The 12,938-nt window shown below is 68.9% G+C and carries 13 protein-coding genes; 7 read left to right on the top strand and 6 right to left on the bottom strand.

What is annotated here, in order from left to right:
* Positions 1 to 21: 21 nt before the first annotated feature.
* The 3 genes from IEQ11_RS18585 to IEQ11_RS18575 all read right to left on the bottom strand — a co-directional run bounded on the left by IEQ11_RS18585 (position 22) and on the right by IEQ11_RS18575 (position 2,312).
* Positions 22 to 588 (bottom strand): NUDIX hydrolase, encoded by a 567-nt coding sequence (locus IEQ11_RS18585; protein WP_191823087.1) that lies wholly within the window; start codon positions 586 to 588, stop codon positions 22 to 24.
* Between the two features lie 186 nt (positions 589 to 774).
* The gene (locus IEQ11_RS18580) at positions 775 to 1,704 is read right to left on the bottom strand and encodes a 5'-3' exonuclease (protein ID WP_036114387.1); all 930 of its coding nucleotides are present in this window, start codon (positions 1,702 to 1,704) and stop codon (positions 775 to 777) included.
* A 23-nt stretch (positions 1,705 to 1,727) separates the two neighbouring features.
* Complete coding sequence (locus IEQ11_RS18575; protein WP_191823086.1) at positions 1,728 to 2,312, bottom strand: nitroreductase family protein; 585 nt, start codon at positions 2,310 to 2,312, stop codon at positions 1,728 to 1,730.
* Positions 2,313 to 2,436: 124 nt separating this feature from the next.
* On the opposite strand from IEQ11_RS18575, the gene IEQ11_RS18570 reads away from it, so the two are divergent.
* The 3 genes from IEQ11_RS18570 to IEQ11_RS18560 all read left to right on the top strand — a co-directional run bounded on the left by IEQ11_RS18570 (position 2,437) and on the right by IEQ11_RS18560 (position 6,882).
* A complete protein-coding gene (locus IEQ11_RS18570; RefSeq protein ID WP_160329674.1) occupies positions 2,437 to 4,740 on the top strand; it encodes a DUF1631 family protein in 2,304 nt (767 codons plus the stop codon).
* Between the two features lie 384 nt (positions 4,741 to 5,124).
* On the top strand, positions 5,125 to 6,228 hold the full coding sequence (locus IEQ11_RS18565; RefSeq protein ID WP_057922349.1) for an NAD(P) transhydrogenase subunit alpha: 1,104 nt from the start codon (positions 5,125 to 5,127) through the stop codon (positions 6,226 to 6,228).
* Between the two features lie 3 nt (positions 6,229 to 6,231).
* Entirely contained in the window at positions 6,232 to 6,882 is a 651-nt protein-coding gene (locus IEQ11_RS18560; RefSeq protein WP_191823085.1) for a hypothetical protein, read from the top strand.
* A gap of 410 nt (positions 6,883 to 7,292) precedes the next feature.
* Here the strand turns inward: IEQ11_RS18560 and IEQ11_RS18555 are convergent, their stop codons facing one another.
* From IEQ11_RS18555 to IEQ11_RS18545, 3 genes are read right to left on the bottom strand one after another with little or no spacing between them, the layout of a single operon-like run.
* Entirely contained in the window at positions 7,293 to 7,769 is a 477-nt protein-coding gene (locus IEQ11_RS18555; RefSeq protein WP_096415317.1) for a DUF3106 domain-containing protein, read from the bottom strand.
* A gap of 6 nt (positions 7,770 to 7,775) precedes the next feature.
* Positions 7,776 to 8,219 carry a hypothetical protein gene (locus IEQ11_RS18550; RefSeq protein WP_191823084.1) on the bottom strand — a complete coding sequence of 148 codons (444 nt, stop codon included), beginning with the start codon at positions 8,217 to 8,219 and terminating at the stop codon, positions 7,776 to 7,778.
* Entirely contained in the window at positions 8,216 to 8,842 is a 627-nt protein-coding gene (locus IEQ11_RS18545; RefSeq protein ID WP_191823099.1) for an RNA polymerase sigma factor, read from the bottom strand. The genes IEQ11_RS18550 and IEQ11_RS18545 overlap by 4 nt, the downstream gene beginning before the upstream one ends.
* Positions 8,843 to 9,213: 371 nt before the next feature.
* Here IEQ11_RS18545 and IEQ11_RS18540 point away from each other — a divergent pair, with 371 nt between their 5' ends.
* The 4 genes from IEQ11_RS18540 (at position 9,214) to IEQ11_RS18525 (ending at position 12,901) form a co-directional block, all read left to right on the top strand.
* Entirely contained in the window at positions 9,214 to 9,519 is a 306-nt protein-coding gene (locus IEQ11_RS18540) for an NAD(P) transhydrogenase subunit alpha part 2 (protein ID WP_036114365.1), read from the top strand.
* 131 nt (positions 9,520 to 9,650) lie between these two features.
* Complete coding sequence (locus IEQ11_RS18535; protein ID WP_191823098.1) at positions 9,651 to 11,084, top strand: NAD(P)(+) transhydrogenase (Re/Si-specific) subunit beta; 1,434 nt, start codon at positions 9,651 to 9,653, stop codon at positions 11,082 to 11,084.
* A gap of 36 nt (positions 11,085 to 11,120) precedes the next feature.
* The gene (locus tag IEQ11_RS18530) at positions 11,121 to 11,606 is read left to right on the top strand and encodes a hypothetical protein (RefSeq protein ID WP_057922347.1); all 486 of its coding nucleotides are present in this window, start codon (positions 11,121 to 11,123) and stop codon (positions 11,604 to 11,606) included.
* 131 nt (positions 11,607 to 11,737) lie between these two features.
* Entirely contained in the window at positions 11,738 to 12,901 is a 1,164-nt protein-coding gene (locus tag IEQ11_RS18525; RefSeq protein WP_191823083.1) for a lactonase family protein, read from the top strand.
* Positions 12,902 to 12,938: the final 37 nt, after the last annotated feature.

Genomic DNA, 12,938 nt, shown 5'->3' with positions numbered 1-12,938 from the left:
CGAGCGGACGGCCGGCTCGATTCAGCCCACCGCCGACCCATCCGGATTCCGCTCAATCATCCAAAGCCCCGCCCACAGCTTGAGGTCGAGTTCGTAGCCTTCCGCCTGTTTCTGCATCAGCCACATCGGCGCGGTGGCGCGCGGGACTTGGTGGACGATGATGTCTTCGCCGGCCACGCCGCCGCCGTCGCCGACCTTGCGCAGCTGGGTGGCGCGGACGAAGGCGATGCGTTCGCTGCTCATGCCGGCGGAGGTCGGGCCGGTCAGCAGGACTTCCACGCGCGCGGGGTCCCAGCCGGTTTCTTCGATCAGTTCGCGTTGCGCGGCCGATTCGAGGGTGTCGTGGTCGTGGTCGTCGCCGACCAGGCCGGCCGGCATTTCGATGGTGCGCGCGCCCAGCGGCACGCGGTATTGCTCGACGAACAGGATGTCGTCGGCGGGGGTGACGGCGACGATGATCACCGCCATGCCCTTGCCGTGGGTGCGTTCGGCGTATTCCCAATGGCCGCGGCGCATCATGCGCAGCCACTGGCCGGTGTAGATGGTTTCGATCGGTTGGTCGTGCGCGGTGTGGTCGGCTGACGTCATTGCGTTCCTCGCAGGGGCGTCTCGCGGCGGGGCGAGGCGCTTGGCCGTGGCTGAAAGTGGGGCGCGTCGCGGCGGGGCCGGCCGGAACCGGCCGCGGCCGCGCGGCGACGCGTTCATGCCTTCAGCGTACCGCAGCGGGACGGGGTCGGTCGGTGCCGTGGCGCGCCGCGCCGTGAGCGGGTGATGCTACGACGGAACCTGTGACGCGGCGAAGTCCAGGCCGACCGCTTCGTGCAGCCGGCGCCGGGTCATCGGCCCGAAGCGCAGACGGTCGCACAGTTCCAGCAGGCCGGCCGCGTCGGCCTGGCCGCGCACGAAGTGGCCGCTGCTGTCGCCCAGCGGCGCGTCCAGCGCGATCGTGGTCAGTTGCCGGCACAGCAAGGCCTGGGCGCGGTGTTCGCGCAGGCGCGCCGCGGCGCTGGCGGCGCCGCGCAGGCGCAGGAACGGGACTTCCTCGACCCGCGCCAGCAAGGCGTCGAGGGTATCGAAGTGGGCGAGCAGGGCGGCCGCGGTCTTGGCGCCGATGCCGGGCACGCCGGGAATGTTGTCGACCGCGTCGCCGGTCAGGGCCAGGTAATCGGCGACTTGGCGCGCATGCACGCCCTGGCGCGCGTGCACGCCGTCGGCGCCCCAGCGCTGGCCGCGGGCGAAGTCCCATTGTTCGTCGTGGGTGTCGAGCAATTGCGACAGGTCCTTGTCGGCCGACACGATCACGCCGCGGTAGCCGTGGCCGCGCATGCTCACGATCGCGCTGCCGATCAGGTCGTCGGCTTCGTACTGCGAATCCGACAGCACCGCCAGGCCGAGCGCGCGGCACAGCGCCTGGCAATGTACGAACTGGCGCTTGAGCGCGTCCGGCGCCGGATCGCGATTGGCCTTGTAGGCCGGATAGATCGCGTTGCGGAAGCACGAGTCCAGCGCTTCGTCGAAGGCGATCGCGATATGGCGCGGGCGTTCGCGTTCGATCAGTTCGAGCAGGAAGCGGGCGAAACCGTGGACGGCGTTGGTCGGCCAGCCTTCGGCGTCCTGGAATTCGTCGGGGATCGAATGCCAGGCGCGGAACACGTACAGGCTGGCGTCGACAAGATAAACCGGTGTGGGTGCGGCGTTGTTCATGGGCTCATTCAAACACGCGGCGCTCAGGCCGGCGACCAGGCTTGGGTCAACTCGAGCGGATCGGGCCGCTCGCGTTCGGGCGCATCGAGCTTGGGCGTGCCGATATGGATGAAGCCACCGATGCGTTCGTGGGCCTGCAGACCCAGCCACCGCGCGACCTGCTCGTCGTAGGCCGGCCAGCCGGTCAGCCAGACCGCGCCGAAGCCAAACGCCTGCGCCGCCTGCAATAAAGCGAAGCACACGCTGCCGACGGTGAGCACGCGTTCGAACTCGGGGATTTTTTCGTCGGGGCCGAGTCTGGCGATCACGGTGACGATCAGCGGCGCGGAGGAATAGCGGCCGCGATCCTTTTCGACCGCGGCCTCGCCGGCGTCGGGAAACACCTCGATGCCGCGCGCGGCGACGCGTTCGCCCAGCGCGTGGCGGGCCTCGCCTTCGATGGTGAGGAAGCGGAACGGCACGCGCTTGCCGTGATCGGGCACGCGCACGGCCGAGGCCAACATACGTTTAAGGGTGGATTCGTCCGGTCCGGGCGCGGTGAGTTGCTTGGCGGGGACGGATCGGCGGCTGTCGAGCGCGATGAGCAAGTCGGGGGAGGCGGAGGGCATGGAAGTAAGTTGAACCTCGGTCACAAAAATGAACGGCGACACATAAATGGTCGCATCTAGGCACTATCCTGACCGTGGCCGTCGCAAACAGACGCGACCGCATCCATCAGGGGGAACTCCGTACGTGTCCGGTCATTTGCACGGCGTCGTTCAGACCACGCGCAGCGATCCGTCGCGCGTGCTCGAAGAAATCAAACGACAGACGCTCGAGCAACTCGGGGGGCTGCCGGGCACCCTGTATGGACCGATCGAGGAAGCGCTCAAGGCCGACTCGCTCAAGGGCGACGGTCGCAATCATCATTACGAAGACCAGGCCGCATTGTGGATCCTGCGTCAGCAACAGGCCAGCCATGTCATGGCGTTTCGCCAGCAGGTCGGTCACGGCTTCGACGCGTTCCGCCAGCCCGGCAGCGTGGTCGGCGGGCTCGGCGGCTCGCCGTTGCAACTGGTCGGCGAACAGCAACTGGCGTTCGATCTGGACGGCGAGCGCCTGACCGAGGCGCTGGAACTGCGCTATCAGCGCCCGCTGGAAATGATCCGCAGCCGCCTGCAGATGATGTCGCAGGCGATGGGCGCGCCCGAGGGCGACAACCCGCTGGGACCGTACCGGCTGGTCAAGGCCTTCACCGCCATCTACAGCGAGGCGCAGGTCAACGAAAGCCTGCGCCTGCGCCTGTTCCGTCAGTACGAACACGAACTCGCGCGGCTGCTCGGCGACTTGTACGGCCGCGTCAACAATCTAATGGCGACGGCCGGTTACGGGGTCAGCATGGGTGGCGCGGGCGCGCCCGTCGCGCCGGCCCGCGCGGCCGAAGAGCGCCGCGACCGCAACACGCTCGACAGCGTGTTCGACACCGTCCCGCATCGCGAGGCTGCCGCGTCCGTGCCCCACGACTACAACGCTCATTCCGCCGCGAGCGGCGGCTACGGCGGCGACGGCCACGCCGCGCATGCCGGCGGTCACGACAATCCGCAGATATCGCAGGCCGATGTGGCGGCGATGGCCAGCGAACTGGCCGAGCTGCGTTCGCAACTGCACGCCTGGCGCGAGGGCATGGTCAAGGCCGGCGGTCTGCCGCCGGGCCAGGCGCCGCAGCGTTCGATGGCGCCGCGGCGCGAACTGCGCATCGACGAAGTGGTTGGCATGGCCTCGCTGCTGCAGCCCGAACCGCCGGACGCGTACGCGCGCGCCCTGGCGGTGTCCGGACGCCTGGGCGAAACCATCCGCGACCAGTTGTTCGACGGCGCACGCCGGCTCGGCTTCAATCCCGACCAGACCTGCTTCAGCGCCGAAGAGGACGATGCGATCGATCTGGTCGCGTTGCTGTTCGATTCGCTGTTCCGCAACCACGCCCTGCAGGATCGCGCCCGGCGCGTGTATGCGCGGCTGGTGATGCCGTACGTCAAGGTCGCGCTGACCGACAACGAGGTATTCGTCAAACGCGAGCACCCGGCGCGGCGCTTGCTAGACGCGATCACCGAAGCCTGCGAAGGCAACGACGGCGAAACCCCGCAGGACCGCGATCTGCTCGAGCGCGCCTCCGACATCTCGCAGCGCATCGTCTCCGATTACAACGAAGACCTCGCGGTGTTCGAACTGGCCCATGCCGAACTCGACGCGCTGCTGTCGCAGCACCGGCGCCGGATCGAACTACAGGAACAGCGCGCGGCCAAGGCCACTTACGGCCGCGAGCGCCTCGGCGCGGCGCGCAGCCAGGCCGACGCGGCGGTGCGCGAACGCATCGGCGAAGGCCGGCTGACCCAGGCGGTGGCCGATTTCCTGGCCACGCCGTGGCGTCACCACATGGTCCAGGTGCTGCTGCGCGAAAACGAAGATCCCAAGCGCCGCGCGCAGGCGCTGGCGCTGGGCGATGCGCTGGTGATGGCCGACAAGCTTGCCGCCGAAAACCGCGGCCGCGAACTGGCCGATCAGTTGCTGGCGCTGCAGCCGATCATCGTCCAGTGCCTGGCCAGTTCGGGCCTGGACGACAGCGCGGCCCAGCACGGCATGGCCGGTCTGGTGCGGGCGCTGGCGACGCCGGACAGCGAGCGCGACGAACATGCGCCGCCGAGCGCGTCGGAGGTCGAGGAAGACATCGCCGAGGAGCGCCGCCTGTACATGGCCGGCGGCGACGGTTCCGGCGCGCACGATCCCTTGCTGGCCGAGCGCATGCGCCAGCTCGAGCCGGGCGACTGGCTGCGCCTGACCAATACCCAGGGCGAGACCGTCGCGGTCAAGGTCGCCTGGGTCAGTCCGCTGACCTCGCGTTTCCTGCTGGTCAACCGGCGCGGCGTACGCGCGCTGGTGGCGTCGGCGGAGGAACTGGCGGTATTGGCGGCGTCCGGTCGGTTGCTGGTCGGCGCCGAACGCACCGCGTTCGATGAGGCGATGCGGCAGGTACGCCGGCATCTGGATCGGGTGATCTGAGTTTGCGCGGGCTGTCGGGCGTTCAGCGGCTGCGTTAGCCGTCGATGCCGGACCTCGGCGATGGGTGTGTCACGAAAAGCACGACCACGACGGGACGAAAGCCCCGAAGTTTTTTGTGGGGTGGCTTTCGGCTCCGACGCTTTGGGCTCCGATCGCATCGATTGTTGTGGGGACCTGATCGGACCGCGTCGGGGCTCAAGCCCTTCCCGCGAAACCTGCGGGCCGCGGCGGCCGGACGGATCAGGCGACCCAGGCACCCAGCTTCACCCCGCGATGTGACCCCAATCCGTTTCCGCGCCCTCGCGCCGCCGCCGTCATCGATCCGAGATCGCACGGCCGCCGGGCATTCCGCTACGATGCGGTGAACGGGGTACGGAGCGGAGCATGTCGGGCATTACGATTGGCGTTGCGAGCGAAACCGCATCAGGCGAGAAGCGCGTCGCGCTCACGCCGGAAACCTGCAAGAAACTGGTCGCCCGTGGCGCGCGGGTGCGCGTGCAGCGCGGCGCCGGCCGCGCGGCGAGCTTCACCGACGATGCCTACGTCCAGGCCGGCGCCGAACTCGCCGACGACGCGGCCGCGGCCGTGGCCGACGCCGAAGTGGTGCTGTGCGTGCAGGCGCCCGACCCGGCGCGGCTGGCGACTCTGCGCGAAGGCGCGGCGCTGATCGGCCTGCTGCAGCCGCAAGGCGATGCCGCGCGCGGCGAGGCGATCGTCGCGCGCAAACTCAATGCCTTCCCGCTCGAACGCCTGCCGCGCACCACCCGCGCGCAGGCCATGGACGTGCTCAGCTCGCAGGCCGGCATGGCCGGCTACAAGGCGGTGTTGATCGCCGCCCAGCTGGCGCCGCGCTTCTTTCCGATGCTGACCACCGCGGCCGGCACGATCCGTCCGTCCAAGGTGCTGATCGTCGGCGCCGGCGTCGCCGGCCTGCAGGCGATCGCGACCGCCAAGCGCCTGGGCGCGCAGGTCGAAGGTTTCGACGTGCGCCCGGAAACGCGCGAACAGATCGAATCGCTCGGCGGCAAGTTCCTCGACCTGGGCGTCAGCGCCGCGGGCGAGGGCGGCTACGCGCGCCAGCTCACCGAGGAAGAACGCGCCGAGCAGCAGCGCCGGCTCGGCGAGCATCTCAAGAACATCGACGTGATCGTCTGCACCGCCGCGGTGCCGGGGCGTCCGGCGCCGAAGATCGTGACCGCGGCGATGATCGGCGGGATGAAGCCCGGCAGCGTGCTGGTCGACCTGGCCGCCGAAACCGGCGGCAATTGCGAACTCACCCAGCCCGGCGAAACCATCGACGTCGACGGCGTGACCGTCGCCGGCCCGTTGAACCTGGCCAGCAGCGGCGCGGTCCACGCCAGCGAGATGTATGCGCGCAACGTGTTCAACTTCGTCAGCCTGTTCGTCAACGACGGCGCGGTGAATTTCGACTGGAACGACGAACTGCTGACCAAGACGGTGTGGCCGGAGCGCGCGGCGCCCGCCTGATCGGTGAAGCGGATCGTCACCCGCGAGGACGCGATCGCCTGGTTCAGGGACCAGGGTTTCCTGCATTGGCCGGGCGCCGAGCGGCCCGGCCACATCGGCATCGCCGGCGAAGCCGAACGCGTGGTGCTGGGGGCCGGCCGTCGCGGGCCCGACGATCCGGGCACGGTGCTCGATCTGCATCACGACACCTTTCTGATTGCTCAGGACGGCGCGCGCTGGCAGGTCGTGGGCAGCGCGGCGCAGAGCGAAGCGCAAGATTTCGATTCCCTGCACGAGGCCGCGCTGGAAGTCGGCCGCCGCATCAACGCGCTTCGCAACGAACGCGGCCGCGGCCATGACGCGCTCGCCGATGCGCTGTCGCAGTTGCGCATGCGCGGGTTCGCGGTGCGCAGCGACCGGCATTGGTCGAATTCGCGCATATTGCTGTTCGACCCGGCGCAGGGCGATTTAGTGGATGCCGATGAGCTCAAGCGCGGTCGCGCGGCTTTCAGCCTGAGTTTCGATCCGCGATGCGGGGATTGGCAGGTGCTGGGCTATCGCGAGCCGCATCGCGGCGAAGACACCCGGTTCGAGGCGTTGCAGGACGCGATCGCCTGGTTGGCGGTGCGGCTCGATGGCGTGGCGGCGGGGGATGCAAGCGGGGTGTTGCGCTAGGTGGTTCGGGGGTGGCGAGGCTTTGCGGCGGGCCGATTGGGTTTTCCGTGAGTTTTGAGCGATGCGGTGGCGCTGTGTGTTGCTGCATCCCCACCTAAGGGGATGGCGTGTCTGAAGCGATCACGCTCGCATGGCCTGGATGTGTGCTGCGAGATGAGGTGCGGTGACGCGGTGGGTGGGGTGGCGCGGTCGCGGCTTGCGCCGCTCCTACAGGGGGCGGTCGTGGCTGCGGTCAAGCCCTGTAGGAGCGGCGCAAGCCGCGACACGCACGGTCCGGTTGCGACGTCATGAGGTTGCTCGAACTAAACGACCGATGCGCGCTTGTGTGGACTGCCAGGGCCGAATCAAATCGATCCGATTCCCGATTCCCGATTCCCGATTCCCGATTCCCGATTCCCGATTCCCGAAATTCAATCCCGCGGCGGCCGCCCACCCTCGGGCTTCGGCGGGGCCGGATTGGCCTGCACCCAGGCGCGGCGCTGGTCCGGGGTCATGGTGCGCCATCTCTCCATCAGCGCGCGGCGCGCGTTGTCGTCCAGGCCGCGCATCTTGCCGAACAGGGCGCGCATCTGGCCGCGCTCTTCCGGGTTCAGATGCTCCCAGCGCTTCATGCCGCGGCGTGCGTTCTGGCGTTCGTCGGGGCTCATCTGCTGCCAGCGGCGGGCGTGTTCGAACATGCGCTCGCGTTCTTCCGGCGAGTTGTTCCAGCGGTCGCGCATCGGCGCGATCAGCTGCTCGCGCTGCGCCGGGCTGAGCTGTTCCCACTTCGGCAGGTTGGCCGCGGAGGCGCCCGCGGGCGGCGGCGGCGCGGCGAAGGCCGGCGCGGCGAACAGGACGCCGACGGCCAGGGCCAGGCCGGCGAAGCGGAGCGTAGCGAGGCGAGGCATGGCGGGTTACTCCGTGTGAGTCGGCAGGGCGTCGGTATTGGACGCCAGCCACAGGTAAAGGTCGGGGTTTTCGTCGAGCGCGGCGACCGCGGTGTCGGGGTCGTAGCTGACGTCGACGACCGGATGGGCGACCTCGGCGCCGCCGGCGAGCGCGGGCACCGCGGTGACGCCGGGCGCGCTGCCCGAACCGCCGGCGAACTGCAGGCCCAGGGCCAGCGCGAACGCGGCCACGCCGCCGCTGGCCAGGGCCCAGCCGAACACGCCGCCGCGACGCTGCGCGCGCGCGCTGGAATCGTTGCGGATCGCGCGCAGGCGCATGCGGGTGTCCGGGCTGACCTGTTCGACCGCCTGCGCGTACATCGCGCGCATCGCCGCGTCGAAGCGCTGCTCCGGGTCGTCGTGACGCGGGGATCGCGACGGATCGCCGCCGGGTGGGGTTTGAGTGCTCATCGCCATTCCTCCAATTGCCGCTGCAGGGCTTCGCGTGCTCGCGACAGATGGGTTTTCACCGCGCCTTCGCTGCAACCCATCGCCCGCGCGGTCGTGGCGACGTCGAGTTCTTCCAAAATCCGCAAGGAAAACGCCTCGCGTTGCCGGCGCGGCAACTTGGCCAGCGCATCGGCGAGTTTGCCGTAGGCCTCGCGGCCGTCGTGGGTGCGCGAGGGGTCGGGTCCGTCGTCGGCCCAGTCCATCGGCGCATCGTCGTCGTCGCGCGCGGCCGGCATCAGCCAGCGCAGGCGGAAGGTGCGGCGGCGCTGGATGTCGACGATGCGGCTGCGCAGGATGCTCCAGAACAGCGGCGTCCATTCCTGCGGCGGACGCTCGCGGTAGCCGAGCATCTTCATCATCGCGTCCTGCACCGCGTCGAGCGCGTCCTCGCGATGGCGCAGGCCCAGTTCGGCGAAACGGAACGCGCGCGTGCCCAGGCCGGCGAGGAACTCCTCGATCGTCGCCGGCAGGCGCGCGGACGGCTCTGGCCGCGCCTGTTCGTGCGGGCCCCGTTCGTGCGCGGCGGCGTCCGGCGGCGCGCTTTCGCGCAGCCTGCTCGTGGACGCGGCCGGGTCCGGGGCCATGCCCGGCGCCGTTGCTGGCGTGCCCGGCGCGGTCGATGTGCCCGGCGTGGCCGGCTCCGGGCGTGCGCCGGCCGGCCGCCGGTGGTCGTAGCGGTGTTCCAGCGGATCGCTCGGCGGGTCGTTGTCGACGCTCACGGCCTCCAGCATACGGGCGCTTGGCGGTAGCAGCACCTGGACCTCCTCAACGGCGGCCGACCGGGCCGGGCGAGCGGGTGTGACGGCGGATGGTGGTCGGCATGGGCAAATCCAGGCACCGGAATGTGCGGCGCTTACACAAACCGCAAACGTCCCCGCCCCGGATCGGTTGACAGCGGTGGCGCTGCATTCACGGACGGTTATGATGCGGCTGACATCGCATGGGGACAGAACGGATGAGCGACGGGTTCGTGGCGCTGTATATCTTCATGCTGGCGGGTATCGCCGGCCACGTCATCATTTCGCGGGTGCCGGTGATCCTGCACACCCCGCTGATGTCGGGTTCCAATTTCATCCACGGGATCGTCCTGATCGGCGCGATCATCGTGCTCGGCCACGCCGAAACCACCCTGGAGAAAGCCATCGGCTTCGTCGCGGTGCTGCTCGGCGCGGGCAACGCCGCCGGCGGCTACGTGGTGACCGAACGCATGCTGGAGATGTTCAAGTCCAGCAAGAAGCCGGCCGGCAAGGCGGGCGGTTGAATGAGAACGCCCGAGCATTCGCCGCGATCGCCGCGGCCGCCGTCATCGGCCTGGCGCTGGTCGCCGGCCTGTCCTTCCTCGGTTACGTCCTGCCGTCCGGGCAGCTGTCTTTCTATGGAGCGCGCGTCCTGATGGATCTGTTGCCGATCTTGGTCAAGAGCAGTTATCTCGTCGCCGCCACCTTGTTCCTGCTGGGCCTGCAGCGCATGGCCTCGCCGGTGACCGCGCGCAGCGGCATCCGCTGGGCCGGCGCGGGCATGGTCATCGCCACGGTGGCCACGTTCGCGTTGCCGGGCGTCCACAACTTCGGTCTGATCGCGCTGGCGCTGCTTATCGGCACGGTGCTGGCATGGGTATCGGGCAAGAAGGTCGCGATCACCGACATGCCGCAGATGGTCGCGCTGTACAACGGCATGGGCGGCGGTTCGGCGGCGGCGATCGGCGCGGTCGAACTGCTGCGGCTGTCGGCGCGGATGCCGGCCGATCCGCTGCAGGCGCAGATCGAACGCGGCGTGATCGCGATGCAGACCCCGAGCGTGTCGCTGGTGCTGGCGGTGATCGGCGCGGCGATCGGCGCGATTTCGCTGTCGGGTTCGGTGATCGCCTGGGCCAAGCTCGACGGTCGCCTCGACCGGCGCGTGGTGTTTCCGGGCCAGCAGGTGTTCAACGCGATCGTCGCGCTGGCGATGGTCGCGCTGGGCATCACCGCGTTCATGACCCTCAACGTGCCGATCATCATCGCCTTCTTCGTGGTCGCGCTCGCCCTGGGCGTGCTGATGACCCTGCCGATCGGCGGCGCCGACATGCCGGTGGTGATTTCGCTGTACAACGCGTTCACCGGCCTGGCGGTGGCGTTCGAAGGCTATGTGCTCGGCAACGAGGCGTTGATCATCGCCGGCACCATGGTCGGCGCGGCCGGCATGCTGCTGACGCGGTTGATGGCCAAGGCGATGAACCGGCCGATCAGCGGCGTGCTGTTCTCGAATTTCGGCGGCGGCGGCGAAGCCCAGGAAATCAGCGGCACCCAGAAGCCGATCGAAGCCGGCGACGTCGCCGCGATGATGGCCTTCGCCGAACGCGTGGTGATCGTGCCCGGTTACGGCCTGGCGGTCGCGCAGGCGCAGCACAAGATCTGGGAACTCACCCAGAAGCTGATGGAGCGCGGGGTCAAGGTGAAATTCGCGATCCATCCGGTCGCCGGGCGCATGCCCGGGCACATGAACGTGCTGCTGGCCGAAGCCGGCGTGCCCTACGACCTGATCGTCGACATGGACGACATCAACCCCGAGTTCGCCAACACCGACGTGTCGCTGGTGATCGGCGCCAACGACGTGGTCAACCCGGTCGCCAAGACCGATCCGGCCTCGCCGATCTACGGCATGCCGATCCTGGACGTGATCAATTCCAAGAACACGATCGTGATCAAGCGCGGCAAGGGCACCGGTTTCGCCGGCATCGAGAATGCGCTGTTCTATGCCGACAACACCCGCATGCTGTACGGCGACGGCGCGGAAATGGCCAGTGCCTTGGTGTCGGAGTTGAAGGGGCTCGACGGCGGGCATTGATCGCTTCAACGCATCGCGAACCCGAACGCAGGGAACGTGCGCGAGATACGGCTCAGCCCGCTCGGCCAGCATTTATCGCTGGCCGAGATTCGCGGCATCGTTCATCCGGTCGCCCAGCGTATCGGCGCGCGGATACTGACGATTGACGAACCCGATGCCGCGCGGAATTTCGTCGCGGTGATGCTGGACGAGCCGCAGCCGTGGGCAACCCCGCGGCGGATCTATCTGTTGTATTCGCTCGACTACGACGCCTGGGCCGCGGTGATGCCGCGCGAATTCAGGCACGCCGCCGACCCCGGCATCGAGTGGCCGCCGCTGGGCTGGACCCATCTGTACGAGCCGGAGTTCCTCGACCACGAGGGAATCATCGCGGCGATGGCCGATTTCCATGGCATCGAAATGTGGTCTTCGTACGACCTGTCGATGGCGGTGCCCGGGGATTTTCCGCAGCGATCACCGAACGATGTCGCTTACTGGCAGCCGCGAAGACTCGGCGATGCCTTGTTCAACTGGTGGGATTGAGCGAGCCGTCACCCGGCTCTTGAGCCGATGCCGCGCGGAATCGGCGCAGGGCGAAGTGGTGACGTTTGGGATTGGGCAGTCCGCGCCGGTTTGCCGATGATCGACGGCTAAGCCCCGCAGGATTCGCCGTCATGAAGCTACGCGCCGTATCGCTCGCCGTCGTCGCCGCCGTATTGCCGTTCGCCGCCGCGAGCCAGGTCGTCGGCGTCGCGGTGGATTCGAAGGTGATCCTGAAAGACGGCGCCGGCGCGATCGCGCCCGGGCCGCATCGCGATTCGGCGGTGTTCTTCCGCTTCGCCGACGGTGCGCTGCGCAGGTTCGGCGAAGTGCGGGTGCCGGCCAGTTACCTCGGCGCGCCGTCGTCGGTGGCGGTGTCGGGCGACGGCAAGCTCGCGCTGGTCAGTTCGTCGACGCGGCTGGATCCGAACGATCCGGGCAAATACGCCGACGACGATCGCGTATCGGTGATCGATCTGAGCGGCAAGGCGCCGAAGCTGACGCAAACCCTGGCGCTGGGCGTGTCGCCGTCCTCGATCAAGTTGAACCCGGCCGGCACGATGGCGCTGGTGCCGTCGAGTCCGGGCAACAGCGTCACCGTGCTGTCGGTGCGCGAGGGCAAGGTCGCGGTGGTGGATACGGTGAAGATGGCCGCGAACATGGGCGCGCTCGCGGCCGGGTTCGCGCCCGACGGCAAGCATGTGCTGGTGACCCAGGCCGACGGCCAGCGCGTGGCCTTGTACGCGGTCGACAACGACCGCCTGCGCCTGCCGGCGATCCGCGAGATGGGCGCGGGCATCACTCCGTTCACGCCGTCGTACTGCGGCGACAGCGGTCTTGCGGTGGTCGCCAACTTCGGCGTTGCCGACAGCGGCAACGGCGATGTCGACACGGTCAGCCTGATCGATCTGTCCGGCGCACGGCCGCGCATCGTCGACACCGTCAGCGTCGGTTCCGCGCCGGAGGATGTCGCCTGTTCGCCCGATGGCCGCTACGCGGTCGCGGCGGTGCAGAACATGAGCAATCGGCCGAAGGATCATCCCTTCTATTCGCCCGACAGCCTGGTGGTGCTGTTGAAGATCGAAGGCCGGCGCCTGCGGCGGCTGGATCAGGCGCCGTTCGGGGCCTGGGCCGAGGGCATCGGTTTCGCCGACGATTCGCGCACATTGTTCGCGCAGAGCATCGTCGAGCGCGCGATGTACACGTTCCGGATCGAAGACGATCGCCTGCAACGCGCGGGCGCGCCGATCGTGTTCGCGAACGGCGCGCCGGTGGGGATCGGGGTGGCCGGGCGTTGAGTCGCGGTCGCGAGCGTCGCGCTGAGCGTCGCTGCCT

Origin of the sequence: Lysobacter capsici (assembly GCF_014779555.2) — a bacterium.
GTDB lineage: Bacteria > Pseudomonadota > Gammaproteobacteria > Xanthomonadales > Xanthomonadaceae > Lysobacter > Lysobacter capsici.
The sequence above is the reverse complement of the archived record's forward strand: the minus strand, read 5'-3'. Positions and strand labels throughout refer to the sequence as shown.